Source organism: Flavobacterium sp. UBA4197 (assembly GCF_002379575.1).
GTDB classification, from domain to species: domain Bacteria; phylum Bacteroidota; class Bacteroidia; order Flavobacteriales; family Flavobacteriaceae; genus Flavobacterium; species Flavobacterium inviolabile.
Genome location: NZ_DFUB01000006.1, coordinates 99803 through 126518, shown reverse-complemented (window position 1 = coordinate 126518; position 26716 = coordinate 99803). Strand labels below are relative to the sequence as shown.

Annotated in this window: 29 protein-coding genes; 17 read left to right on the top strand and 12 right to left on the bottom strand. The window is 38.1% G+C overall.

Annotated features, from left to right (window positions below; translation table 11 throughout):
* Position 1: 1 nt before the first annotated feature.
* Positions 2 to 760 carry a uroporphyrinogen-III synthase gene (locus B3394_RS03190; protein WP_177730251.1) on the top strand — a complete coding sequence of 253 codons (759 nt, stop codon included), beginning with the start codon at positions 2 to 4 and terminating at the stop codon, positions 758 to 760.
* 96 nt (positions 761 to 856) lie between these two features.
* Here the strand turns inward: B3394_RS03190 and B3394_RS03185 are convergent, their stop codons facing one another.
* The 3 genes from B3394_RS03185 to B3394_RS03175 form a co-directional block, all read right to left on the bottom strand.
* The gene (locus B3394_RS03185; RefSeq protein WP_177730253.1) at positions 857 to 1147 is read right to left on the bottom strand and encodes a hypothetical protein; all 291 of its coding nucleotides are present in this window, start codon (positions 1145 to 1147) and stop codon (positions 857 to 859) included.
* A gap of 313 nt (positions 1148 to 1460) precedes the next feature.
* Positions 1461 to 3074, bottom strand: coding sequence for a phosphoenolpyruvate carboxykinase (ATP) (gene pckA, locus B3394_RS03180; protein WP_177730255.1), 1614 nt, complete (start codon positions 3072 to 3074; stop codon positions 1461 to 1463).
* Positions 3075 to 3153: 79 nt separating this feature from the next.
* Positions 3154 to 3540: a DUF423 domain-containing protein gene (locus tag B3394_RS03175; protein WP_177730257.1), complete on the bottom strand. Its 387-nt coding sequence runs from the start codon at positions 3538 to 3540 to the stop codon at positions 3154 to 3156.
* 128 nt (positions 3541 to 3668) lie between these two features.
* On the opposite strand from B3394_RS03175, the gene B3394_RS03170 reads away from it, so the two are divergent.
* Both B3394_RS03170 and B3394_RS03165 read left to right on the top strand, forming a co-directional pair.
* Positions 3669 to 5021: a saccharopine dehydrogenase family protein gene (locus B3394_RS03170; RefSeq protein ID WP_177730259.1), complete on the top strand. Its 1353-nt coding sequence runs from the start codon at positions 3669 to 3671 to the stop codon at positions 5019 to 5021.
* An 88-nt stretch (positions 5022 to 5109) separates the two neighbouring features.
* Complete coding sequence (locus B3394_RS03165) at positions 5110 to 5580, top strand: Lrp/AsnC family transcriptional regulator (RefSeq protein WP_177730261.1); 471 nt, start codon at positions 5110 to 5112, stop codon at positions 5578 to 5580.
* 55 nt (positions 5581 to 5635) lie between these two features.
* Here B3394_RS03165 and B3394_RS03160 read toward each other — a convergent pair whose 3' ends face one another.
* Positions 5636 to 6331 carry a zinc metallopeptidase gene (locus B3394_RS03160; protein WP_177730263.1) on the bottom strand — a complete coding sequence of 232 codons (696 nt, stop codon included), beginning with the start codon at positions 6329 to 6331 and terminating at the stop codon, positions 5636 to 5638.
* Between the two features lie 98 nt (positions 6332 to 6429).
* The gene (gene leuS / locus B3394_RS03155) at positions 6430 to 9243 is read right to left on the bottom strand and encodes a leucine--tRNA ligase (protein ID WP_286912877.1); all 2814 of its coding nucleotides are present in this window, start codon (positions 9241 to 9243) and stop codon (positions 6430 to 6432) included.
* Between the two features lie 264 nt (positions 9244 to 9507).
* Here leuS and B3394_RS03150 point away from each other — a divergent pair, with 264 nt between their 5' ends.
* From B3394_RS03150 to truB, 4 genes are read left to right on the top strand one after another with little or no spacing between them, the layout of a single operon-like run.
* Positions 9508 to 10383 carry a cell division protein FtsX gene (locus tag B3394_RS03150; protein ID WP_177730267.1) on the top strand — a complete coding sequence of 292 codons (876 nt, stop codon included), beginning with the start codon at positions 9508 to 9510 and terminating at the stop codon, positions 10381 to 10383.
* 31 nt (positions 10384 to 10414) lie between these two features.
* Entirely contained in the window at positions 10415 to 10669 is a 255-nt protein-coding gene (locus tag B3394_RS03145; RefSeq protein WP_273244466.1) for a DUF3098 domain-containing protein, read from the top strand.
* An 11-nt stretch (positions 10670 to 10680) separates the two neighbouring features.
* A complete protein-coding gene (locus tag B3394_RS03140; protein WP_177730270.1) occupies positions 10681 to 11490 on the top strand; it encodes an undecaprenyl-diphosphate phosphatase in 810 nt (269 codons plus the stop codon).
* Positions 11491 to 11500: 10 nt separating this feature from the next.
* On the top strand, positions 11501 to 12190 hold the full coding sequence (gene truB, locus B3394_RS03135) for a tRNA pseudouridine(55) synthase TruB (protein WP_286912970.1): 690 nt from the start codon (positions 11501 to 11503) through the stop codon (positions 12188 to 12190).
* Between the two features lie 82 nt (positions 12191 to 12272).
* Here the strand turns inward: truB and B3394_RS03130 are convergent, their stop codons facing one another.
* Positions 12273 to 12872: a thioredoxin family protein gene (locus tag B3394_RS03130; protein WP_273244464.1), complete on the bottom strand. Its 600-nt coding sequence runs from the start codon at positions 12870 to 12872 to the stop codon at positions 12273 to 12275.
* 108 nt (positions 12873 to 12980) lie between these two features.
* Between B3394_RS03130 and B3394_RS03125 the strand changes: the two genes are divergently transcribed.
* The 6 genes from B3394_RS03125 to B3394_RS03100 all read left to right on the top strand — a co-directional run bounded on the left by B3394_RS03125 (position 12981) and on the right by B3394_RS03100 (position 19117).
* Positions 12981 to 13760, top strand: a complete 780-nt coding sequence (locus tag B3394_RS03125) for a patatin-like phospholipase family protein (protein ID WP_177730274.1) — start codon at positions 12981 to 12983, stop codon at positions 13758 to 13760.
* Positions 13761 to 13891: 131 nt separating this feature from the next.
* Entirely contained in the window at positions 13892 to 14599 is a 708-nt protein-coding gene (pyrH, locus tag B3394_RS03120; RefSeq protein WP_177730276.1) for a UMP kinase, read from the top strand.
* Positions 14600 to 14623: 24 nt separating this feature from the next.
* Positions 14624 to 15187 (top strand): ribosome recycling factor, encoded by a 564-nt coding sequence (gene frr / locus B3394_RS03115; protein ID WP_286912869.1) that lies wholly within the window; start codon positions 14624 to 14626, stop codon positions 15185 to 15187.
* A 188-nt stretch (positions 15188 to 15375) separates the two neighbouring features.
* Positions 15376 to 16809 (top strand): asparagine--tRNA ligase, encoded by a 1434-nt coding sequence (asnS, locus tag B3394_RS03110; RefSeq protein ID WP_177730280.1) that lies wholly within the window; start codon positions 15376 to 15378, stop codon positions 16807 to 16809.
* A 199-nt stretch (positions 16810 to 17008) separates the two neighbouring features.
* Positions 17009 to 18472, top strand: a complete 1464-nt coding sequence (gene rpoN, locus B3394_RS03105; protein ID WP_177730282.1) for an RNA polymerase factor sigma-54 — start codon at positions 17009 to 17011, stop codon at positions 18470 to 18472.
* Between the two features lie 30 nt (positions 18473 to 18502).
* Entirely contained in the window at positions 18503 to 19117 is a 615-nt protein-coding gene (locus tag B3394_RS03100; RefSeq protein WP_273244459.1) for a hypothetical protein, read from the top strand.
* On the opposite strand, the gene B3394_RS03095 is transcribed toward B3394_RS03100, so the two are convergent.
* Both B3394_RS03095 and B3394_RS03090 read right to left on the bottom strand, forming a co-directional pair.
* Entirely contained in the window at positions 19112 to 19816 is a 705-nt protein-coding gene (locus tag B3394_RS03095; RefSeq protein ID WP_273244457.1) for a porin family protein, read from the bottom strand. The genes B3394_RS03100 and B3394_RS03095 overlap by 6 nt on opposite strands.
* Positions 19817 to 19892: 76 nt before the next feature.
* Positions 19893 to 20567, bottom strand: coding sequence for a response regulator (locus B3394_RS03090; RefSeq protein ID WP_177730288.1), 675 nt, complete (start codon positions 20565 to 20567; stop codon positions 19893 to 19895).
* A 62-nt stretch (positions 20568 to 20629) separates the two neighbouring features.
* On the opposite strand from B3394_RS03090, the gene B3394_RS03085 reads away from it, so the two are divergent.
* From B3394_RS03085 to B3394_RS03070, 4 genes are all read left to right on the top strand, one after another.
* Positions 20630 to 21379 (top strand): LytR/AlgR family response regulator transcription factor, encoded by a 750-nt coding sequence (locus tag B3394_RS03085; RefSeq protein WP_273244455.1) that lies wholly within the window; start codon positions 20630 to 20632, stop codon positions 21377 to 21379.
* Positions 21380 to 21680: 301 nt separating this feature from the next.
* A complete protein-coding gene (locus tag B3394_RS03080) occupies positions 21681 to 21932 on the top strand; it encodes a hypothetical protein (protein ID WP_177730292.1) in 252 nt (83 codons plus the stop codon).
* A gap of 123 nt (positions 21933 to 22055) precedes the next feature.
* Positions 22056 to 24092: a tetratricopeptide repeat-containing sensor histidine kinase gene (locus tag B3394_RS03075; RefSeq protein WP_286912867.1), complete on the top strand. Its 2037-nt coding sequence runs from the start codon at positions 22056 to 22058 to the stop codon at positions 24090 to 24092.
* Between the two features lie 14 nt (positions 24093 to 24106).
* On the top strand, positions 24107 to 24583 hold the full coding sequence (locus tag B3394_RS03070) for a hypothetical protein (RefSeq protein ID WP_286912865.1): 477 nt from the start codon (positions 24107 to 24109) through the stop codon (positions 24581 to 24583).
* A 174-nt stretch (positions 24584 to 24757) separates the two neighbouring features.
* Here B3394_RS03070 and B3394_RS03065 read toward each other — a convergent pair whose 3' ends face one another.
* From B3394_RS03065 to B3394_RS03050, 4 genes are all read right to left on the bottom strand, one after another.
* Complete coding sequence (locus B3394_RS03065; protein WP_177730298.1) at positions 24758 to 25045, bottom strand: hypothetical protein; 288 nt, start codon at positions 25043 to 25045, stop codon at positions 24758 to 24760.
* Positions 25046 to 25303, bottom strand: a complete 258-nt coding sequence (locus B3394_RS03060; RefSeq protein ID WP_286912864.1) for a hypothetical protein — start codon at positions 25301 to 25303, stop codon at positions 25046 to 25048. It lies immediately after the preceding gene.
* Between the two features lie 269 nt (positions 25304 to 25572).
* Positions 25573 to 26259, bottom strand: coding sequence for a lycopene cyclase domain-containing protein (locus B3394_RS03055; protein ID WP_286912861.1), 687 nt, complete (start codon positions 26257 to 26259; stop codon positions 25573 to 25575).
* Entirely contained in the window at positions 26259 to 26714 is a 456-nt protein-coding gene (locus B3394_RS03050) for a sterol desaturase family protein (RefSeq protein WP_286912853.1), read from the bottom strand. The genes B3394_RS03055 and B3394_RS03050 overlap by 1 nt, the downstream gene beginning before the upstream one ends.
* Positions 26715 to 26716 lie beyond the last annotated feature (2 nt).

Genomic DNA, 26716 nt, shown 5'->3' with positions numbered 1-26716 from the left:
TATGAAAGTGAAAACAATCTTGGTCTCTCAACCAGAACCTAAAGTAGAAAATTCACCATACTTTGAGCTTCAACAGAAGCTGAAAATTAAAGTCGACTTTAGACCATTTATTCACGTAGAGGGCGTTCCTGCCAAAGAGGTTAGACAGCAAAAAATTGATTTAAACAATTATTCTGCCATCATTCTTACGAGTAAAAATTCGGTCGATCACTTTTTCAGAGTAGCGGAAGAAATGCGCTATAAGGTTCCGGAAGATTTAAAATATTTCTGCCAATCTGAAGCTATCGCTTTCTATCTGCAAAAATATGTAGTTTACAGAAAACGTAAAATTTATGTTGGTCAAAAAGACTTTGTTGATTTATCACCATTAATCAAAAAGTATAAAGACGAAAAATTCCTGTTACCGTCTTCCGATCAATTGAATGCTGATATCCCACAAACGCTGAACAGCTTAAAAGTTGACTGGATACCAGGAACATTCTACAGAACTGTAATGAGCGATTTATCGGACTTAAAAGACGTATATTACGATGTTTTAGCGTTCTTTAGTCCAACGGGAATTAAATCATTATTTAAAAACTTCCCGGACTTCCAGCAAAACAACACCCGGATTGCTGTTTTTGGAAGCACCACCCAAAAAGAAGCCCTGGAACACGGCTTACGGGTAGACATCATGGCTCCGACACCGGAAACACCATCGATGACCATGGCTTTAGAAAAATACATTGTTAAAGCCAACAAAGAATCAAAAGAGAAATAAACCTCAAATAAAAAAGCCTCCCAAATGGGAGGCTTTTTCTTTTTAAACTCTCAAAAAAACAAAATCGAATATAATTTACATTACCCGATAATTATCTTAAACACACACTGTATCACCAAGTGCAATCAGTGCGTTAATTGCTTTATCTCCTTTTTCGCCTGTAAAAATCTTGGCTAAGGTTAGCAGTATTCTGGCTACAGGCCACCACGAACACCATTTCGACTGAAACCGCTCCACATTCGGAGTATCAAAATCACCCGATTTCCCGTTTGGAAAAATCCCGCCTACCGTATAATCCGATTCAATATGCTTGGCAATATCTCTTGCGTTTCTCATGCTTAACGAGTTCGCTTTTAATAATTCCAATTCACTTGCAGACAGCTTCATATACTTTATTTATATATTTTTTTAAAATGTATCCTTTTTATTCAAAAGCGAAATATTTTAATAGTTAACTGAATTTCAACACTATAGCCCCCTAAAATATTTATTCTTCAGCTAACTATTAAAATAAAATCTGTCTTTTTTAAAATCATTCTAATTTATAACAAAAACCAAAACAAATATTACGGTTTTTTTACATTTATGTTACGGATTCAATAAATAGTTAACATAACAAAAAACTAATCTTCAGACAACATCAGCGCATAAAAAAAAGCCATTCAAACGAATGGCTTTCAAAATATTATTGCAAATTTAATTATAACTGCGGACCCGCTTTAACTAAATTTTGTCCTTCTTCATTATCGGTATACTGAACAAAGTTTTTAACAAACAACTTCCCTAAGTCCGTCGCTTTGTTTGTCCATTCTGTAGCATCAGCATACGTATTTCTCGGATCAAGAATTTCAGTATTTACACCTTCCAGAGCTTTAGGAACTTCCAGGTTAAAGATCGGAACAATCTGCGTTTCGGCTGTTTCAATAGAACCGTCAAGGATTCTGTCGATGATTGCACGGGTATCTTTAATAGAAATACGTTTTCCGGTTCCGTTCCATCCTGTATTTACCATATAGGCTGTAGCGTTATGCTCTTCCATCTTTTTAACCAGCTCTTCTCCGTATTTTGTCGGGTGCAAACATAAGAATGCTTTTCCGAAACAAGCAGAAAATGTAGGTTCCGGCTGTGTTACACCACGCTCAGTACCTGCTAATTTAGCGGTAAATCCGGATAGGAAGAAATATTTCGTTTGTTCCGGAGTCAGTTTAGATACCGGTGGCATTACTCCGAAAGCATCTGCTGTTAAGAAAATAACTTTTGAAGCATGACCAGCTTTAGAAACCGGTTTTACAATATTGTCAATATGATAAATCGGGTAAGAAACACGTGTGTTTTGTGTTACAGAACCATCTTTAAAGTCGATTGTTCCGTCGGCAGCAACCGTTACATTTTCCAACAACGCATCTTTACGGATGGCATTGAAAATATCCGGCTCGTTTTCTTTACTTAAGTCAATTGTTTTAGCATAACAACCGCCTTCAAAATTGAAAACACCTTCATTGTCCCATCCGTGCTCGTCGTCACCGATTAATTCACGTTTAGGATCTGTTGATAACGTTGTTTTTCCTGTTCCGGATAATCCGAAGAAAACCGCAACATCACCATCTTTACCTTTATTAGCAGAACAGTGCATCGAAGCAATTCCCTGTAATGGTAAATAGTAGTTCATCATGGAGAATAATCCTTTCTTCATTTCACCACCATACCAGGTTCCGCCGATTAACTGAATTTTTTCTGTTAAGTTGAATGCCACATAAACCTCAGAGTTCAATCCGTGAGCAGCATACTCTTTAAAATTTGTTTTAGAACCATTCATTACTACGAAATCAGGCTCTCCGAAGTTTTCCAGTTCTTCTTCAGTAGGACGGATAAACATATTTTTCACAAAATGTGCCTGCCATGCCACTTCCATAATAAAACGCACTTTTAAACGTGTGTTTTCGTTAGCTCCACAGAAAGTGTCCACTACATATAATTTTTTCCCGGAAAGCTGGTCAACCGTAGTTTTCTTTAAAGCATCCCAGGTTTCCTTTGTAATTGGCTTATTATCATTTACTGCTTTTTCTGATGTCCACCAAATAGTATCTTTTGTAATATCGTCTTTAACTATGTATTTATCCTTAGGGGATCTTCCTGTAAAAACACCCGTCATCACGTTAACAGCTCCCAGTTCCGTCAACTGCCCTTTCTCAAATCCCTCTAGCTCCGGATTCAATTCTTCATTATATAGGTAATCATACGATGGATTATAAATAATTTCAACCGTATTTTCGATACCGTATTTCTCTAATGAAATTGTATTAGTAACATTCATAACTTAAAAATGTGTTGTTTGTTATTTAAGAACGCAAAAGTAAAAATTTAATTTTATAATAATTTTTTTTTAATAAATATTATGCTTTTTTCCTGATTAGCTGTACAAAGAGTATTCCCCATGCCAATATCAGTAAAAGACCACCAACAGGCGTAATAGGTCCCAGCACCTTAAAATCGCAGCCCGTTACAGCTTTTGTTGCCAACAGGTAAATGGATCCTGAAAAAAATAACACTCCCGTAACCACCAAATAGAAGATTGTTTTTTTAGCTTTTTCCGTAAGCATGGCCGTGGTACCCACAAATAATAAAAACAGAGCATGATACATCTGGTATTTTACTCCTGTTTCAAAAGTGGCCAGCTGCGCTTCATCCAGAACCTGTTTTAATCCGTGAGCGCCAAAAGCACCCAATATTATCGCAACAGCTCCCATGATAGCTGCTACTCCGGCTATTTTTCTATCCATATTTTCAAAATTATGCTCAAAGTTACTATTATTTTAAAAAGTTAAATAATGATATTAATCATCTTTTATGTTTTTAAAGAATATAACAAATTCCTATTTTCGTAGACTTTTTAAAACAAACAACTAAAATGAGACATATTTTAATCATCGGAGCCGGTCGCTCGGCTTCGTCGCTCATTAAATATTTATTAGATAAATCGGAACAGGAAAATTTACATTTAACCATAGGCGATTTATCATTGGAATTAGCTCAAAAGAAGACCAATAATCACCCAAGGGCAACCGCTATTGCTTTTGACATGTTTGATGATGCGCAGCGTAAAACCGAAATCCAGAAAGCAGACATCGTAATTTCCATGTTGCCGGCTTACCTGCACATTGAAGTTGCCAAAGATTGTATTGCCTATAAAAAACACATGGTAACCGCTTCTTATATTTCGGATGCCATGCAGGAACTGAACGAAGCCGCCATTGCCAACAATCTTGTGTTTATGAATGAGATCGGACTGGATCCGGGTATCGACCACATGAGTGCCATGAAGGTTTTGGATGAAATTCGCGGAGAAGGCGGAAAAATAATCCTGTTCGAATCTTTCTGCGGCGGATTAGTTGCCCCGGAATCCGATAACAATTTATGGAATTATAAGTTTACATGGAATCCCCGTAATGTTGTTTTAGCCGGACAGGGCGGCGCCGCTAAATTCATCCAGGAAGGAACCTACAAATACATTCCGTACCACAAACTGTTCCGAAGAACAGAGTTCCTGGAAGTGGAAGGTTACGGCCGTTTTGAAGGTTATGCAAACCGTGATTCCCTTAAATACAGAAGTGTTTACGGTTTAGACAATGCCTTAACCGTTTTTAGAGGTACCATTCGCCGCGTAGGCTATTCCAGAGCCTGGGATATGTTTGTACAATTGGGTATGACAGACGACTCATACACTATTGACAATACCGAAACCATGAGCTATCGGGAGTTTGTGAATTTGTTTTTACCATATCACCCGACAGATTCTGTTGAGATCAAACTTCGCCATGTCCTTAAAATCGACCAGGACGATGTTGTATGGGATAAATTATTAGAACTGGACCTGTTTAACGCCAATAAAATTATCGGCCTTAAAAACGCCACTCCGGCGCAAATCCTTGAAAAGATCCTGACGGACAGCTGGACTTTAGCACCGGATGATAAAGACATGATTGTCATGTATCACAAAATCGGTTATGAGGTAAACGGCGAAAAGAAACAGATTGACGCTACTATGGTTTGCATCGGCGACGACCAGACTTATACTTCAATGGCAAAAACCGTAGGACTGCCGGTTGCTATGGCAACGCTTCAGATCCTGAACGGCAATATTAAAACACCTGGCGTACAGCTTCCGATCAACAAAGAAGTATACCTTCCTATACTGAAAGAACTGGAAGAATACGGTGTGATTTTTAAAGAAAAAGAAGTAGCCTACAAAGGATACAAATAAAAAACAAAAAAGGCTGATTGTAACAAATCAGCCTTTTTTACTTTAATAAAGCATTTCATTTTGTAACTTTAACTTCAAATTATTACCAATGAAGATAAATTCCTTACAAATTGAAATGGACGGAATCGACAAGGAAATCCTCCGTTACCTGATGGAAGATGCCCGGAAACCGATTTTACAGATAGCCAACAAAATTGGTATTTCCGGTGCGGCCATACACCAGCGGCTGCGAAAACTGGAACAGGCCGGTGTGATTACCGGTTCCCGTTTTACCGTAAGCCCGAAAATTTTAGGCTACAGTACGATGGCATTTGTTGGTATTTACCTGGATAAAGCTTCCCGGAATCCGGAAGCTGTAAGGGAATTAAAAAAAATACCGGAAGTACTGGAATGCCATTATACAACCGGAAACTGGAGCATTTTAATAAAACTGATCTGCCATGACAACGAGCATTTAATGCAGTTGCTCAACAAAAAGATACAGGCAATTGAGGGTGTTTCCCGTACGGAAACATTCATTTCATTAGACCAGCAGATCGAACGGCAGATTCAATTATAACCATAAAAAAATCCGGTACTTGCGCACCGGATTTTTTTTACTTTATATTTTCAGATTAATCTCTTCTTCCAAAAACCTGGAAAGCCCAGTATACCAAGGATGCCAAAGCACCAATTGCAGCTACCACATAGGTTCTTGCAGCCCATTTCAAGGCATCTTCCGCTCCGGCATATTCCTGCTGGCTCAGCATGTTCTTATTTTTCAGCCATGCTAAAGCACGGTTACTGGCATCATATTCGACCGGCAAGGTGACAAAACTAAAAACAGTGGCTACTCCCATTAACACCAAACCTAATATGGCAATATAAAATCCGAAACCAACTTTTGCCGCAGCGCCTAAAATCAAACCACCAACCACTAACCATTGTGACATACCCGAGGTAACACTCACCATTGGTACCATTTTGGAACGCATTTGCAGCATTCCGTAAGCGGTGGCGTGCTGAACAGCGTGTCCGCATTCGTGTGCCGCTACTGCCGCTGCCGCTGCATTTCTTTCATTGTATACCGCCTCACTTAAGTTAACCGTTTTATCTACCGGATTATAGTGATCCGTCAGTCTTCCGGGAGTCGAAATAACCTTTACATCATAAATTCCGTTATCGGCAAGCATTTTCTCGGCTATTTCCGCTCCGGACATTCCGTTGCGCAAATGCACCTTTGAATATTCTTCAAACTTGCTCTTTAATTTGTGGCTTACAATCCAGCTTACTAAAGCAATTCCTCCTAATAAAATATAATATCCTAACATCGTTTTTACTTTTTAGTTTTCTAAAATTACTAAAACAACATCAAATTACAAGCCAATTAGGACTCTCTTAACAGAATCTGCAATTTTGTCAGTCCGGTTTATCCTACTAAATTGATGATTTTTCCGGGAACAATAATCACTTTTTTCGGTGCATTTCCGTTTAATTGTGCTTTTGTTCTTTCGTCTTCCATCACAATTTTCTCAATTTCTTCTGCTGTTAAATCCATGGGCAGTTCAATTTTGAAACGCATTTTTCCATTAAAAGAAACCGGATATTCCTTGCTGCTTTCTACCAGGTGCTGTGCATCAAATACCGGGAAAGGCACTTTTGAAACGGAACCTTCGTTCCCCAAGGCACTCCATAATTCTTCTGCGATATGCGGAGCATACGGAGAAATTAAAACCGCCAATGGTTCCAGGATCGCTCTTTCATTGCATTTTGCCGCCGACAATTCATTTACCGCGATCATAAATCCGGAAACCGAAGTATTGAACGAGAAGTTCTCTATATCTTCCTGTACTTTCTTAATGGTTTTATGCAACGTTTTTAAGGCTTCTTTGCCTGGCTCGTTATCCGTAACGATCAAACCGTTATCGTCAAAATACAAACGCCATAGTTTTTTCAGGAATCCTGACACTCCGGTAATTCCGGCTGTATTCCATGGTTTTGCCTGCTCTAACGGTCCTAAGAACATTTCATACAAACGCAACGTATCGGCTCCGTACTGTTCACAGATATCATCCGGGTTTACGACGTTGTACCATCTTTTCGACATTTTCTCAACTTCTCTTCCAACAATATATCTATCATTTTCCAGAATAAATTCAGCATTTGCAAATTCAGGTATCCATTTTCTCAATCCATCAATACTGATCTCATCAGAAGCATTAACCAAATTAACATCAACTCTTATTTCTTCTGTCTGATAATCCCCTCTTAAATTTTTAGAAACATATTTATTTGTTCCGGATACACGATAAACGATAGCACTCATTCCTAAAATCATTCCCTGATTAATCAGTTTTTTGAACGGTTCTTCGGTTGGCGCCAATCCTTTATCTTTTAAGAATTTGTTCCAGAAACGGGAATATAGCAAGTGGCCGGTAGCGTGTTCGCTTCCGCCGATATACAAGTCTACATTTTCCCAATATTTCAAAGCTTCTTCCGAAGCAAATGCTTCTGCATTATGAGCGTCCATATAACGCATCCAGTACCAGGAGCTTCCCGCCCAGCCCGGCATTGTATTTAATTCCAACGGAAATACCGTTACCTGATCGATCCGATCATTGCTTACCACCTGGTTGTTTTGCGTATCCCAGGCCCAAACCGTTGCATTTCCTAACGGCGGCTGTCCGTCTTCTGTTGGCAGGTATTTTTCCACCTCCGGCAATACGATCGGCAGGTATTGTGCTTCGATCATTTGCGGCAGGTCGTTTACATAATATACCGGGAACGGTTCTCCCCAATAACGTTGTCTGGAGAATACCGCATCACGCAAACGGTAGTTGGTCTTTCCGTTTCCTTGTCCTAGTTTTTCAAGGGCTTCAATTGCTTTTTTTGTCGCTTCTTTATAATTCAGTCCGTTTAAGAAATCGGAATTACCGATGATGGTTTTTTCTTTATCGGCAAAAGCTTCTTCCGAAATATCCACTCCTTCAAAAATATTCTGAATCGGAATATTAAAATGTTTGGCAAAGGCATAATCTCTTTCATCACCGCAAGGCACTGCCATAACAGCTCCGGTTCCGTATCCTGCCAATACATAATCCCCTATCCATACCGGAATCGGTTCTTTGGTAAAAGGATGTTCTGCATACGCTCCTGTAAAAACACCGGAAATGGTTTTCACATCTGCCATACGCTCTCTTTCACTTCGTTTTGCCGTAGCCGTAACATACGCCTCCACAGCTTCTTTTTGTTCCGGAGTAGTGATCTTAGCCACCAATTCGTGTTCCGGCGCCAAAGTCATAAAAGTTACTCCGAAAATCGTATCGGGACGGGTCGTGAATACTTCCACAACCGCATCATGGTCTTTCAGGTTAAATGTAACGGAAGCTCCAACGGATTTCCCGATCCAGTTACGCTGGCTTTCCTTGATACTTTCACTCCAGTCGATGGTTTCCAATCCCTGTAGCAAACGCTCTGCATAGGCAGAAATGCGCATACTCCATTGTGTCATCTTTTTACGGATAACCGGATGTCCGCCACGTTCGGAAACACCATTTATAATTTCATCATTTGCCAATACCGTCCCCAAAGCCGGACACCAGTTTACTTCGGTTTCTGCCAGATAGGTCAATCGGTACTGCAACAATATCTTTTCTTTTTCTTCTTTGGTAAAGGCATTCCACTGCGTTGCCGAAAACGGTGCTATATTCTCGTCACAAACCGCATTTACGCCGGCATTGCCTTCTTTTTCAAAAACAGCTGTCAAAGTAGCGATATCTTCCGCTTTGTCGGTATCGATATTGTACCAGGAGTTAAACAATTGGATAAAAATCCATTGTGTCCATTTGTAATAATCCGGGTTTGACGTGCGCACTTCTCTGCTCCAGTCGAATGAAAAGCCTATTTTATCCAATTGCTCACGGTAACGGGCAATGTTCTCTTTTGTTGTTTTTTCAGGATGCTGGCCGGTTTGAATGGCATATTGTTCTGCCGGTAATCCGAAACTGTCGTATCCCTGCGGATGCAGTACGTTAAATCCTTTATGACGTTTATATCGCGCATAAATGTCTGAAGCGATATAGCCCAGCGGATGCCCTACATGCAGTCCTGCTCCCGACGGGTAAGGAAACATGTCTAATACGAAATATTTAGGCTTAGACGAATTATTTTCTGCTTTAAAGGTTTGGTCTTCCGACCAAAATTTCTGCCACTTGGCTTCAATTTCATTTGGATTGTACTTCATTGCTCTGAATTCTATGTTACCGGAAATTGCATTCCTGTATGTTTTCTACTAATTTATCGTGAATCGTTCCGTTTCCACGCATCAAAAGATACTGAAAAACCGGTGTGGATTGCCAAAAAATCCCAAAACGATTCGTTTCCCAATCAAAAAACCTTCTTTTTGGGCAGGCAAATTTACATTATATTATAAGAAAGTTAAAACTTTGGACGTTATAAACCCTAAAAACAATTTTCTTTATTATTTTTACGGCTTAAATCAGATTCTATGGCTTCATCTTTTGAAAAGTATCAAAAACGCAAACTTATTTCTTCCTATTTTTCGGTTATTTTGAGTATTTTCCTGGTGCTGTTCCTTTTGGGCGCTTTAGGGCTTTTTGTTATTAATTCTGGAAAGATTTCAAACGATTTTAAAGAAAACATTCCGATGTCTGTTTACTTTAACAGTGAGGCCAACGACAGTATTCTGAAAGCGTTCGGAACACAACTGGTTGCTTCCAATTATGTAAAGGATCACACTTTTGTTTCCAAAGACGATGCAGCAAAAAAACACAAAGATATCATCGGCGAGGATTTTATGGAGTTCTTAGGATTCAATCCGCTTCAAAATTCTTACGACATTCACCTGAAAGGGGATTATGTTGTTTCCGACAGTATTAAAGAAATTGAAAGCAATATTCGTAAAAACCCTATGGTTACAGAGGTTATTTACGACAAACAACTGGTTGATCTGGTAAATGAGAACGTAAAGAAAATTACGTTTTGGATTTTAATCGTAAGTGCCGTACTGGCTTTGGTAGCGATGTTGTTAATTAACAGCTCACTGCGTTTATCGATTCATTCCAACCGTTTTATCATCAAAACCATGCAAATGGTCGGGGCAACAAAATCGTTTATCCGCAAACCGTTTATCTGGAGAAGCATCAAGCTGGGACTAATTGGTTCCGGACTGGCTATTATTGCTTTAATCGGACTGGTTTTCTATGTAGACGGTCTGTTTCCTAGTTTAGGTATTGCAACCGATTATCTTTCTATTGGCATTGTATTGGCAGCCGTATTGCTGGTAGGCATTATCATTACCTGGATCAGCACCTTCTTTGCGACCCAGCGCTTTTTAAATTTAAGAACAGACGATTTATATTAAGAATCTAAAATAATAGTAAGAACACGATACAATGGAGAACGAAAACAAACACAAACACGACTTTCTTTTTGAAAGCGTTAATTACAAAATCCTTTTTATAGGTCTTGGTGTTATTGCCTTAGGTTTTTTATTAATGTCGGGTGGCGGCAGTACCGATCCGAACGTATTTAGTGAAGATATCTTCAATTTCAGAAGAATCAAACTGGCACCGACCATCGTTTTAATCGGTTTTGGAATTACGATTTATTCGATTATCAAAAACCCTAAAAAAGATACTAAAGCCTAGTACCCGTTTCAATGGATTTATTACAAGCCCTTATTCTTGCCGTTATTGAAGGCTTAACAGAATATTTACCTGTTTCTTCAACCGGCCACATGATTTTTGCCAGTTCTTATTTTGACATTCAAAATGACGATTTTGTAAAACTATTCCAGGTTTCCATTCAGTTCGGAGCTATCCTTGCCGTTGTGGCGTTGTACTGGAAAAAGTTTTTCGATTTCTCCAAATTCAATTTCTATATCAAATTAGCCTGCGCCGTAGTACCGGCTTTGATTTTAGGCAAAATTTTTGACGACATGATCGATGCCGTATTGGGAAAACCTATTCCGATCGCGATTGTATTGATCTTAGGCGGTGTTATTTTGTTATTTGTGGACAATTTTTTCAAAAACCCGACGATTCACAAAGAAGAAGATATTTCCATTAAGAGAGCCGTGATTATCGGATTCTGGCAGTGTCTGGCAATGATGCCGGGAACAAGTCGTTCTGCCGCTTCTATTATTGGTGGCATGCAGCAGGGCTTAACCCGCCAGGCTGCCGCTGAATTCTCTTTCTTTTTAGCCGTTCCCACGATGCTTGCCGTTACCGTATATTCGCTGTTTTTAAAAACGTATGAAGTTTCCCAGTTGAAAGGATACGAACTTTTACTGCAATCCGGCGACAATATCAAATTGTTCCTTATCGGTAATGTAGTCGCTTTTATTGTGGCGGTTATTGCTATTAAATTTTTTATCGGCGTGGTTAAAAAATACGGTTTCCGTCCGTGGGGATATTACCGTATTATTGCCGGAACAGCTCTTCTGATTTACTTTACCTATATTAAATAATTACACTTTGATTACAGCCGAAGATTTCCAAACGGGACAAGTTTTACTGATTGACAAACCTTTGCAATGGTCGTCGTTTCAAGCCGTGAATAAGATTAAATGGTCCCTGAAGAAACACCTGGGATTAAAGAAAATCAAAGTAGGACATGCCGGGACTTTAGATCCGCTGGCATCCGGTTTACTGATTGTGTGCACCGGTAAATTCACAAAGCGCATCCCGGAATTACAGGGAATGATCAAAGAATATACCGGAACTTTTCACCTGGGCGCGACAACACCTTCGTATGATCTGGAAACGGAAATCGATGCTGTTTTCCCGACCGGACACATCACAGAAGAACTGATCTACAAAACAGTAGCATCCTTTTTAGGTGAAATCGACCAGAAACCACCCATTTTTTCCGCTATTAAAAAAGACGGCAAACGATTGTATGAACATGCCCGAAAAGGCGAAGAAATAGAAATCCAGTCCCGAAAAACCGTTATCCACGAATTTGAAATTACCCGTATTGCTTTACCGGAGGTAGATTTCAGAGTGGTTTGCAGTAAAGGAACCTATATCCGTTCTCTTGCCTACGATTATGGTCTAGCCCTACAGTCGGGTGCACACTTAACCGCTTTGCGCCGTACTAAAATCGGAGATTATGCTGTTGACAATGCCATGCTGGTTACCGACTTTGAAGATTCGGTAACGCCTTAAACCACATACCAGACAAGAGGCCACAAAAAAGACGGCATTAGCTATCCCAATACCGCCTTTATAAATCAGATACGTTTTTCAATTACAAACCTTCCATCACACCAAGCAGTTCCTGTTGTGTCGAAAGTCCTTTGTCTTTCAGGTACCACATTTGCAGGTCCGTCTTCGCCGTTTCATCAACAACACCGTGTGCTGCTTTGTAATCCAGTATTAATTGTTTGGCTCCCTGTGGTCGCGGACCCCAATCGGCCAGTATTTCTTTAGTATCGGCATCCAGAACAATCACTTTTGGAATAGCCCTTCCTCCGTTTGTTAAAAAATGCTGCATCAATTCCTCATTTTCATCTCTGAAAACAAGCTGCAGTGTTATATTTTCTGCAGACTCATCCATTTTGTGCAAGATCGGCAAGATCTGCGCCGCATCGCCGCACCAGCCTTCCGAAAGCACCAGCCAGATATATTTTTTACGGATAGCTGCCAAACCTTCCTGTATGTTTTGCGGTACCGCAATTGTTTTATCCAGACGATTCATCCGGGTTTCATTCAATTCACTGTAATGCAATAAATCATCAGACTGTTCATTACCCGTCGATTTCCCCTCTTTCAGTAATTTTGTCACCAAGCTTCTGTATTCCTGATAAGTATAACTTCTTTTCAGGCTGTCTTCGATATAATTTTCCATTTTCTATTTATTATACTGTGCAAATTTAGCGCAAAAAACAGGATTAAAAAGTAACAAAAGTCACAATCCAATGGACAAAAAGTGTAACTTTATCTTTTTACAGTACAAATGGATTTACAGACAAAATCAATAGGTTTAATTCTTTCCGGCGGCGGCACAAAAGGATTAGCACATGCCGGAGCCATTAAATTTTTAGAAGAAAAAAATATCCGCCCTGTTCATATTGCCGGTACCAGTGCCGGATCCATCATAGGTGCTTTATATGCCTGGGGAAAATCGCCCGATCAGATCCTGGAATTCTTCAAATCCATTTACTTTTTCCACTGGAAGCATTTTACACTCAAAAAAGCCGGCTTAATTGATTCGGAATCTTTTAAAAAATATTTTACCTCAATTTTTGAAGACGCAACTTTGGGCGACCTCAAAATACACACCCATATTACCGCAACCGATATGGTAAAAGGGAAGCTGAAAATTTTCAGCCCGGAAACCAAGATCGTTGATGCCATTTTAGCCTCATCCTCTTTTCCCGGTGTTATGTCGCCTTATGAGATAAAAGGACGTATTTATAGTGACGGCGGTATCCTGAATCACTTTCCGACCGATATTTTACAAGGCCGCTGCGACACCTTAATCGGTGTGTATGTAAGTCCTATCCAGAAAATAGAGGCCAGGGATCTTACTTCCATAAAAGCGGTAACAACCAGAGCTTTCGATTTGCTTTCTGCAAATTCCAACATGCAGAAATTCAATAACTGCGATTGGGTGATCGAGCCGGAAGAACTATCCATTTACAGCACTTTTGAAACCAACAAACTGCGAATGGAATCTATTTTCAATATTGGCTATGAGGCTGCCAGAAAGTCCTATCTGGAGCTCAAATTATAAATAACACCCCGTTCCGCTGCGTATGCATTTGCCTGTTAACCAAAAGTATTGCTTTGTTTAAGAAATATTTACGGAGTTAGTTTTAAAAAAACAGATAATAACTATATTTGCACCACTAAACAAAACTTGCAATGAAATACAAAAGAATCCTTCTAAAATTAAGCGGTGAAGCTTTAATGGGTGAAAGACAATATGGAATTGACCCTAAAAGATTAGCCGAATATGCAGCTGAAATAAAAGAAATCCATGACAAAGGTGTTGAAATCGCTATTGTTATTGGAGGTGGAAATATTTTTAGAGGTGTAGCCGGAGCGAGTAATGGAATGGATCGTGTTCAGGGAGATTATATGGGAATGCTTGCTACCGTAATTAACGGTATGGCATTACAGGGTGCTTTGGAAGAAGCTGGTATGCAGACCCGTTTGCAGACTGCTTTAAAAATTGAAGCCATTGCAGAACCATATATCAAAAGAAGAGCTGTTCGCCACCTGGAAAAAGGAAGAATTGTTATCTTCGGAGCCGGAACCGGAAATCCTTATTTTACAACCGATACGGCAGCAGTTTTAAGAGGTGTTGAAATCAATGCCGATGTAATCTTAAAAGGTACGCGTGTTGACGGTGTTTACACTGCCGATCCGGAAAAAGATGCTACGGCTGTAAAATATGATTCGATCACTTTCGAAGATGTATTAAAAAAAGGACTTAATGTAATGGACACAACCGCCTTCACTTTAAGTCAGGAAAACGAATTACCAATCATTGTTTTCGATATGAACAAAGAAGGTAATTTATTAAAAGTGTGCGAAGGCGCAACAGTTGGAACAACAGTAAATATTTAATTTTGAATCATAAAAATTAGTATCATGACGGAAGAAATTAATTTTATTTTAGATAGCACAAAAGAATCCATGAACGGTTCTTTATCGCACTTGGAGAAAGAATTCCTGAACATTCGTGCCGGAAAAGCGACACCGCAAATGCTTGGTGGTGTTTTTGTAGATTACTACGGTTCTCAAACGCCGCTTTCTCAGGTTGCAAACGTTAACACGCCCGATGCCAGAACGATTACCGTTACGCCATGGGAAAAAAGTATGTTACAACCTATCGAAAAAGCAATCATGATTGCTAATCTTGGTTTTAACCCGATGAACAATGGTGACAACATCATCATTAGTGTTCCGCCATTAACAGAAGAACGTCGTCGCGACCTTGTTAAACAGACAAAATCGGAAGCAGAAGATGCCAAAATCAGTATCCGTAACGTACGTAAGGATGCCAATACCGATATCAAGAAATTAGAAAAAGACGGAACTTCTGAGGACATTTGTAAAACTGCCGAAGAAGACGTTCAGAAACTAACCGATATCTTTATCAAAAAAATCGATGAGCTTTTGGCCGGTAAGGAAGCCGAGATCATGAAAGTATAAGTCAAAAAAATCCGCTGAATCAGCGGATTTTTTATTTCCCCACACAGCATTCCGCTACTCCGCTTTACAGTCCGAATCAATTCCCGCTTTAAATTAGCTTTATTGCTATCTTTTTGACATGCTTTTTATTACCTTTGCGGGCATTAAAAACTTTATATTCACTAAAAATCAATATAAAAATCATTACAATGAAGCACACTAAAGTTAAAGACCTACTAAACGGTACAAAGACATTGCATGAAGTAAAAGCAAAAGGTTGGGTTAGAACATTTAGAAATAATCAGTTTATCGCGTTGAATGACGGTTCTACGATAAATAATATTCAGTGTGTTGTTGATTTTGAAAATACTCCGGAAGAGACTTTAAAAAGAATCACCACCGGTGCTGCTGTCAGCCTTACAGGAACTTTGGTAGAAAGCAAAGGAGCCGGACAGACAGTAGAAATCCAGGTTACCAAATTGGAAATATTAGGCGATTCCGATCCGGAAAAATATCCGATGCAGCCTAAAAAGCACTCTTTGGAGTTTTTACGTGAGAATGCTCACTTAAGAATCCGTACAAATGCTTTCGGAGCTATCATGCGTGTCCGTTCGACATTAGCATTTGCAGTGCACCAGTATTTCCAGGAAAACGGTTTCTTTTATGTAAATACACCAATCATCACCGGTTCGGATGCTGAAGGAGCCGGAGAAATGTTTAGAGTAACAACGTTACCATTTGACGGTACCCCGCGAACTGAAGACGGAAAAATAAACCATAAGGAAGATTTCTTTGGAAAAGAAACCAACTTAACCGTTTCCGGACAGCTGGAAGGAGAAACGTATGCTATGGCTCTGGGTCAGATTTATACTTTCGGACCTACTTTCAGAGCGGAAAACTCGAATACTTCCCGTCACTTAGCAGAGTTCTGGATGATCGAGCCTGAAGTTGCTTTTAACAACCTGGCAGACAACATGGATTTAGCCGAAGATTTTATCAAATATGTGATCAAATACACGGTTGACAAGTGCGGCGACGATTTAAAATTCCTGGAGCAGCGTTTGCTTGATGAAGAGAAATCAAAACCTCAGGCGGAAAGAAGCGAAATGAGTTTATTAGAAAAACTGAACTTCGTAATGGACAACAACTTTAAACGCGTTAGCTATACCGAAGCTATTGACATTTTAAAAAGCTCCAAACCAAACAAGAACAAAAAATTCAATTATATCATTGACGAATGGGGAGCTGACCTGCAAAGTGAGCACGAAAGATTCCTTGTTGAAAAACACTTTAAATGCCCGGTAATCCTATTTGATTATCCTGCAAAAATAAAAGCGTTCTACATGCGTTTAAATGAAGACGGACAAACGGTACGTGCGATGGATATCCTTTTCCCTGGAATTGGTGAAATCGTAGGTGGTTCTCAAAGAGAAGAGCGTTTGGATGTATTGCAACAAAAAATAGCCGATTTAGGAATTGATGAAAAAGAATTATGGTGGTACCTTGACACAAGACGTTTCGGAAGTGCTGTTCACAGCGGTTTCGGACTTGGTTTTGAAAGACTGGTATTGTTCGTAACCGGAATGACAAACATCCGTGACGTAATTCCTTTCCCAAGAACTCCTCAAAACGCAGAATTCTAATCCAGAATTTGTGAATTTGGTTATGGTTTAAATCAGGATAAGAAAATTATAGCTTTCTTATCCTGATTATATCACTAAAGAAGACGTGACCTTTGCTGAAAATTTTTTATTTTTGAATATACATTTCATCAGGTTCAATCATTACGTTATTCAGAAATGACAAATAACCAAATCAACGAATAACCGAATACACAATATAATGCTCAAACAACATTTACAACTTAAATTATCCCAAAAACTATCGCCTCAGCAAATCCAATTGATGAAGTTGATACAATTGCCTACACAGGCTTTTGAACAACGTCTTAAAGAGGAATTGGTTGAGAATCCCGCTTTGGAAACCGGTAAGGAAGAACAAATGGATGCCGATGAGTTTGCCGATGATAATTTTGACGAGTATGATGATTATGATAACGAGCGCATTGATGCTGACGAGATCAATATCGATGAATATTTAAGCAATGATGAAACGCCGGACTACAAACTTCAGGCGAATAATTACAGCGATGACGACGAAGACAGAAGCCTGCCTTTTGCTGCTCCTGTAAGTTTTCATCAGGATTTAATCAACCAGCTGAATACTTTTATACTTTCCGACAGCGAAAGGGAAATTGCCGAATTCTTAGTGGGCAGCATCGACGACATGGGTTACATCCGTCGCGATATTCAGGACATTGTTGACGATATGGCGTTTACACAGGGTATTTATACCGATGATAAAAATGTGGAACGCATTCTGAACATTATCCACGAACTGGAACCATCCGGTGTTGGCGCCAGAGATTTACAGGAATGCCTGTTGTTACAGCTGCGTCACAAAACACCAACAGAAGCGATCGCACTAGCCATTGACATTCTGGAAAACCAGTTTGATGCCTTTACCAAAAAGCATTACGACAAGTTATTACAAAAATACGACATCACTCAGGAACAGCTTCGAAAAGCTATTGATGAAATCGAAAAGCTAAACCCGAAACCGGGCGGTTCTTTCGACGGCAACACCAAAGCGATCGAACATGTGGTTCCCGATTTTTCAATACGCATTGTGGAAGGTGAGTTAGAACTTTCCCTGAACGGACGAAATGCACCTGAATTACACGTTTCCAAAGATTATCAGGAAATGCTGCAAACGTATAAAGAGTCCCGGGAAAAATCGAATTCCCAAAAAGACGCCGTACAGTTTATCAAGCAAAAACTGGATTCTGCGAAATGGTTCATTGATGCCATCAAACAGCGTAATGAAACCTTGTTTGTAACCATGAATGCCATCATGCACTATCAGGAAGAATATTTCCTTGATGGCGATGAAACCAAGTTGCGACCAATGATCTTGAAGGATATTGCCGACATGATCGGTCTGGATATTTCTACCGTTTCCCGTGTGGCAAACAGCAAATATGTAGACACTCCTTATGGCACCAAGCTAATCAAGGATTTCTTTTCGGAAGCCATGAAAAATGACCAGGGAGAAGATGTTTCGACAATTGAAATTAAAAAGATCCTTCAGAATGTCATTGAAGATGAAGACAAGAGCAAACCGTTGCCGGATGACAAGCTTGCCGAAATTTTAAAAGAAAAAGGATACCCGATAGCCCGGAGAACGATTGCCAAATACCGCGAACAGCTGGATATTCCGGTAGCCCGGATGAGAAAGAAAATATAACCGTTTCTGCCTAACCTCAATACATCAAAAATGGATTTGAAGAAGATTTTTCCTTTATTTTCTTATTTATTTCATCCACTGTTTATTTCGGTTTATGCTACCTTATTTTACTTTTTTGTAACGCGCAGTTATTTCTATCCGCATGAAATTTACCTGATTCTTTTTCAGGTGGTGATCTTAACGGTATTCCTTCCCGTTTCCACTTATTTTTTGTTGAAGTCTTTGGGATTAATCCGCTCCGGTATTATGCTTTCTGAAAAGAAAGAACGCCGGTTACCGCTGGCTTTCCAGGCCATGTTCTTTCTGGTATTGATCGAGCATTCCTTTGCGATGCTGTCCATACCCGAGCTCTATTACTTTTTCCTGGGAGCCTTAATCAGTTCCGTACTGGCTTTACTGCTGTTGTTATTTCATTTCAAAGCCAGCCTGCACATGATCGGATTGGTAGGGTTTACCCTTTTTATCATGGGAATTTCATTGCATTACCACATCCGTTTTGTAAACATGATTGCCTTTTTTATAATGGCTGTAGGTGCTGTTGCCACATCAAGGCTGTATATGCATGCCCATTCGATGAAAGAAATTATCGCAGGCATTGTAATTGGTGCCTTACCGCAAATCGCACTTTGGTATTACTGGCTATAAGATGTAGAAGATAACCAGGAAGCTGAAAACATTGATCTTAATTCTCTCTCCTTCAATTTCACCGGATTTAAATAACGGATTCAGACCGTAAAAAGCATACGCATTAAAAGTATTGTAGCCGATCCCCACATAAGGACCGTATTGGATTTTATTCAAATCGGAATTATTGGTCACTTTATATTTTCCGTCACTACCGGTATAAACGGATTTGCTGTACATCAGATAGCTGAATTTGAACCCTGAATATACTCTCCAGAATTTATGGCTTTCCGGTGTAGACGTTCTCCAGCGCACTTCAACAGGAATATCCAGATAATGCATTTCCAGTTTGTTTCTGTCAAAATCAGAACTGATGGAATAGTTCACAACATTGTTCTCTTCCATGATTTTCATGTTCTGGCGCAGGCTGTTAAAAGTATATCCTATTCCGGGTGCGATGGCAAAAGTTCTCTTTTTATTCAGTGGAATATCCCGGAGAAAACCGGTGCTAAGCCCTAATGAAAACGAGTTTTGTGAAAAACCGCTCGGGCTGTTTTGAAGTAAATTATAGGCAATACTGATATAAAACTGATCTTCTCTATACAAAGAGTCTACAACAACAACTTTTTTCTCTTCTTCTTTTTTTTCTGTTTCTTCTGTCTGAGCAAAAATACAAACCGGAAAAATCAATAAAAGGTATAGCAGGCCAACTTTAATCATACTTTGCTTAATTTCTGTACTAAAGTAATAAAAACTAGCTTTATTTTGGTTTATTGCCTTCGAATCTTTTGAAAACCTATATCAATCCGATTTTCTTTGCTTCTTCAATCAGTTCTTTATCACCGCCTTTGGAACGGAGCAACTGACTTTTAATATTTGCTTTTCTTTTTTCCAGTGCACTCATCGAAAGCGGAATATAATTGGGAAGGTCTGCCGTTTTAACACCCTGAGAAATCAGGAGCAATATCTGGCTATCAATGGAATCCCATTTGATATTCTTCATCATCAGCTCTTTCAGTGAGTTGGAAATGGTATGGCTCACAAAATTTTCACCGCTGTAAATCTTTTCAAAAACGTTTGGAAACATTTCGAAGTTCACATCACATTTTGATATAAAAGCTTCCGGATTTACCTTGTTCATAATCTTGTCGATCAAAACCGGTTCATTATGCATGGTAAGCAACGCAATTTTACAATTTGGAAATTTCTCTCTTATCAGCATTGCCAAATCCACACCGGATTCCATGTTCATCTCTTTATAAGCCGGCAGGCTGATATCCAGATAAGCAAAATCAATAGCCTTTTTTAATCTGAAAAAGTTCATGATCGCATTATAGGCAGCGGTACAATTATGGGCTGTCGTAAAATTAAGCGCTAAATTTTCTGTATTAAACTCAGAAAGCAAATTAATATAGCCATCCAGTGTCATCGGATGGTCATCAACTAACAGAATATTTATCTCTTTTGACATAACGTTTATTTTCTATTACAAATCTAAACAAAAAGTACGGAATATCCGTAAAACTATATCGTATGAAAATCATAGCTTGCACTAAAATTTCAGCTGTGCATTATCCGTTTCTGCTCATTGATGACGATGAGAAAGTTGCCAAAAGTATTTTAGATGTTTTTGAAGATTTTGAAGACTTCCTGTGCCTTGGTATCATCAAAACCAAGGAGGAAGCCATAAACAGGATTTTAGAGTTAAAGCCGAAATTAGTGTTCATTGAAATTGCTTCAAAAAAGCCCGATTCTGATTTATCTTTCGCTATTTTATCGGAATTGAATGAGTTTTTAGAGGAATTACCCTATTTTGTGGTTATTACTTCCGATGAAAGCCATGCGTTTGAAGCTATTAAAAAAGGGGTTTCGGATTATTTATTAAAACCGCTGAGCCAAAGTGAGCTTCGAAAATGCTTACTTCGTTTCCAGAAAAAAAATCCGGTCAAAGAGCCTGAAACTATTTGTGTGAAATCATACGGTGATTATCAGTTTGTACATTTAAAAGACATTACGCATTTAAAAGCAGACAATAACACTACTGATATCTTCCTGAATTCAGGGCAAAAAATTAGTGCCTACAAGACGTTAAAACATTTTGAAAGTTTATTACCTTTCTATTTTTTACGGGTGCACAACAGTTCAATTGTAAATATTAATTATGTTTCCAGAATTAATTTAGGGAAATTAAAATGCTACTTAAATAATAATGAAATTTCGATTCCTTTCTCAAGGTCTTATAAAGATAACATTGACACCATTATCCGGCGTATCTCTTCTTAGTAAATCTGCTATTCACCCGCAAAAACAGTCATTCTACTAACAACCGCCTTACAACCACTAAATACGCAGTCAATGATAACAAAAAGAAATTCAACATTATATAATTTTGTAACTGTAATAATGACGGAACAATTTAAAGCTTTAAACAATTACTTAGGATGAGGGATCATAATTTACAAATGACATCTTTAGTAATACTGAAAAGAAATCCCATCTTTCAGATCAACAAACAAAACAAATACCACAACATCATAAAAAATGTTGTAACGACCCCATTATCTTAACATTAAAAAAATTTTTTATGAAAAAAGTACTTCTTATTTTGACACTTATTATTGTTGGCGGATTAACCTTCTCTTGTTCAACTGACGAATATGATGCTTCACAAGAAACCAGCGCAAAACAACAATTTAATAAAGAAAGTGACTTAATGCGTGTGATCCCTAACGATTCCACAGCAATTTTACCAAACAACACGACCACTGAGCCGATAAGTACAAATCTTGAAGGTGACGACAATGGCGGAGGAACCATTATCCCACCAAAAAGATAATTTAACTTTTAAAGCAACCTACATTTGGGCAATACGGTTTTAACTAACCATATTGCCCAACTTTTTTTTACTTTATTACATCAAAGTCTTACATTTGGTAAATAATCCGCAACTCGTTTTGATTTGAAATTCCTACGCAACACCATACTATTGTTCTGCTGTTTATTTTTTTTCGCCTGTAAAAAAGATAACACAAATGTCCCCATTAATGATTCTGACAAAAAAATAAAATCATTATTTAAAGATGCCGGTAATACCAATCTGAAAGTTGAACAGAAAAAGATCTACTACGATTCCATCATCAATTATATTTCTAAAAGGAAAAACGATTCTATTACCCGGGATTATTATTTCCAGCTTGCTTCTGAATATTACCGTCAGAATGATTTTGACAATTCCAAAACCATCAGCCGTATCGCGCACCGGCTTTCAGTAGAAGGAAAAGACACCCTGGCTGTTGCTAAAGCGCTTTATTATATCGGTGACTGCTATGAGCCTACCAAAAAAGACAGTGCTTTCTACTACTATCTTCAGGCAGAAAAAATCTACAGCAAGAAAAAAGACTATGAAAACCTTGGCAGAATGTATCTGTACAAAGGCGGTATCTTATATAACGAAGGAAACTACACCGAAAGCGAAATTGAAGTTAGTAATGCCCTGCACTTTTTAACACCAACAAAAAATCACCGGTTAATTTACGGCTGCTACAACATGCTTGCCATCAATTTACAGGGACTGAACTACGATTCGGAAGCATTAAAATACCACGAACTGGCATTAAAGGAATTTGAAAAGCTAAAACTGGAAGAAACCGATCCGCGGATTATCATCAGTTATTCGGCTCCCACTTTAAACAATATGGGTTATCTGTATGAAAAAATGGGCGAGCACAATAAGGCTATCGAACAATTTGAAAAAGTAATTGCCATTAAAGACCTGCGGAAAATATCTCCGGATTCGTATGCCACTTCTTTGAGTAACCTGGCTTATTCCCGAATGAAAACCGGCAACTTCTCGAATTTACCGGATATGTTCTTTGAAGCACTGCACATCCGGGACAGTCTTGATATAAAATCGGCTGTGGTGTTCAGTAAAATACAGTTAGGAGAATACTACCTGATGAAAAAAGACACTGCTAAATCCATTTCTATTTTTAAAGAGAGCTACCAACTGGCTAACGATATTAAAAGTTACTATGAAATACTGCGTTCTTTAAAATTGTTATCGCAAATTGACAATCAAAACAACCTGCACTATTCCAATGTGTATATAGCCGTTAGCGACAGTTTACAGAAAAAAGAAAGAGCCACGAGAAATAAATATGCCCGGATAGCCTACGAAACGGAACGACTGGAAGAAGAAAACCAGGTATTGACAAAACGAAATCTTTATATCCTGATTGGTGCTGCCTTTTTTATTTTCCTGGTAACAGCCCTGGGGATCATCCGCCACTTAAAAGCGAAAAACAAAGAGTTACAATTACTGCAACAGCAACAGGAAGCCAATGAAGAAATCTATCATTTACTTATCGAACAGCAGGAAAAAGTAAATGTGGCTAAGGAAGAAGAAAAATCGAGAATTGCAATGGAGCTGCACGACAACATCATGAATAAGATTTATGGTGTTCGTATGAATTTAGGTTTTTTCAACAATAAAGCCGACGAAAAGGCAACGGAAAAAAGAAAAGAGTACATCCTGGAACTTCAGAATATTGAAAAAGAGATCCGGACGATATCCCATGATTTAAAGAAAAACTCTTTCTTTGAAGAGCGCAATTTCTCCGAATTACTCAGCTTCCTGATCAAAAGTCAGGAAAACATCAACAGCACCAGTTTCCATCATGAAATTGATGAAAGTATCAATTGGGACACGGTTCCAAGTACAACCAAGATTAACATTTACCGCATTATCCAGGAGGCTATTTTAAACATAAACAAGTATGCCAATGCTAAAAATGCTTTTATCACGATCACCCCGATTGAGGAGAATACGCTAAAACTGGTGGTTAGTGATGACGGTAAGGGCTTTGATCTGAAATCGTCCAAAAAAGGCATCGGACTGAAAAACATGACCGAACGTATTACTGCCTTAAGAGGAGAACTGAAAATCAAATCGAATGTTGGAAAAGGAACCCAGATAGAGGCTGTTTTTTCGATTTAAAACCTATATATCTAATGGGACATGATACCAATGCTTTAATCGGCCGAGCGCCTGTTAATCTCGAAAAGATTCAATATTATGGACTAGCTGTAGCTTTCGAAAACGATTTTGCCATTGTTTTTCTGGACGACTACCACCTTTTGCACTGGAGCCGTAAACTGCATTTAGACTACAGCACTGATAATGAAGACTTACAATTTGGCGGTGAATTAGTCCATCTCTTTGCCAAAGAAATAGGATTTGAGGATTATGTAATTACGTATCTCTCTTACAAATATTATGGCGAATTATACCGGAGTTCCATTAAAGCAGCAGAAGGCGATATCAATATAGTACTGCAGCAATTAGGCGTTGAAGTTTTAAATACCCAAAATGAATTCCACCAACTAAATCTTGATGATTACCGGATGTCCGAATGCTATTACTGGAAAGGGGACTCAAACTGGGCAAGGTTCCGTGAAAACATCATAGCCGGCCGTATAGAGGACTAAACTAAGGTTTTGCTTAATATATCTATTTATTGGTAAAAATATTTGATACAAGCGTTACCTTAAAATCTGAGTCAATTGATCTACATTAATTATTTTCGTTCCATAAGTGAGGTAAAAAAAGAGTAGTACTATGATTAGTATCTTTTTTGTTTTATAAAACTTGTAATATGTAAATCACTTACTACTTAAGATGCTATTATATTCCTTCTTACTCATTATACCTTTTACAAATTCATTATACTGAATAGATGTTAATCCCAATTGCTTAATAGTTATTTTAGTTCTGCTTTCTCCAAATTTTTCATCGCTTAAATCAGGCAATTTTATCGTACCATAATATTTATTCCCTATAACGATTTTTGCAGTATCATGTCTGCCATTATTATGTATATCCTTCGTTGGAATTTTTTCTCGAATAGCAACATTAACTTCCTTTTCGGTAAATATTATAAATTTCCCCATTTACTTTAATATTTTTTCAAATTCACTTTTAAGTCTCATTGCATTACCTGAAGGGATGTAATCACTATTAAATAAATCCTGATATAGATTCTTCAAATCCTCCTTTAACTCTTCAATGGTTTCATTTAAATCATCACCTTTTGCATATAAATTCAAATCCTGAACAATAGACAGGTACTCATCATTCTCCCTTAGCACCTTAACTTTTAATGGCTGTGCTAAAGGAATTCCCTGAATAAAATTAATGAAATGATACATCTTATGAATACAAGCTTTTATCTTTTATGCAATTTCATTGCACACTAGTTTTTAGAATTATTTCTGGCAGATTTGCCAATTAATCAATTATGCATGAATAACTTTTGTTAATTCATATTTGATATCAGGCTAGGTTTAACACAAAACTACAGTAAAAATGTTTCGCCAGATTAAATTGTAGCAACTACAGGTAAAATATAAAATCGTTCTAAATAATAATAAGCAATAGTATCCTATATTTTCAACTTGCAAATAAGATATCAAAAACACTAATTACGTTTTTGAAACATCTTAAAGAAGTAAAGATTAAGAAGAAATTGAGCATATCCGTAAACAGCGTCTTCAATGGGAATAGTAAGTAATCGTATATTTAAAAATTCTTCGGGATTATAATTGACTATTGCAGATTCCAGTCCTGTACCGGTTAACACCCCATTAACTGGAAAAAAACCAAGCATTAATACAGAAAATACCAGAGAAGCCTTTCCGATCCAATCTACCCGAGCTATAAAATGTAAAAAGACTAACGTTAATATTGTAATAATTGCAGTAACTAAAGTATAAATCTTATCTGTATATAATAAAGCAAACACGGCACATACAACCACGCTGATAAATACAATGATATTATTGTAAGGCCTGACCCAGTCAAGGTTAAAAAATTTGTCGAGGCAGAAAAATGTAAAAATGCAAGAAAACGGAATACATATAAAAAACAACCATTCTTCGATTGGCAAACCGAAAATGCTAATACCAAGGGTATAGGCTTTATTAAACCACCAGACTCCTATTTTTGTGAAAAAGATATCCCATATTATAAATGGTATTGCAACCAAGATACCGGCCTTTAAAAAGGCAGAAAACTGTTTATTGAACTGTATCCTTTTGTCAAATGAAAAAATAAAGCAAACAATTACGGTAAGTAAATTAATCAATAAATAAGTATACGGTTTCATTATTGTTTAGTATTAAAATACATTCTGAAATATTTTAAGGGAACCCATAAAAAACCGAAGCATTCTCCATCGTGCTTGCCTGTATGTTTGTGATGCTGTTTATGCGCTCTTCGGATAGCCAGAAAATATGGGTTTTGTGTTTTCTGCAATGTTTTTATTCGTTGGTGAATAAAAATATCATGTACCCAAAAATAAGCAATCCCATATAAGGTAATACCTAAACCTATGAAAAACCGGTAATCAAAATTGTTTAAAGAACCCCAATATAATAAGGCAATGGCCGGTAATGCAAAGATTACAAAAAAGTAATCATTTTTTTCAAGCGGTCCTTTATTGGTGTGATCGTGATGATCCCGATGCAAGACCCATAAAAATCCATGCATCACATATTTATGGATAATCCAGGTTGCACCTTCCATTAGTATAAATGTTAAAATAACGATGCTAAAATTCATAG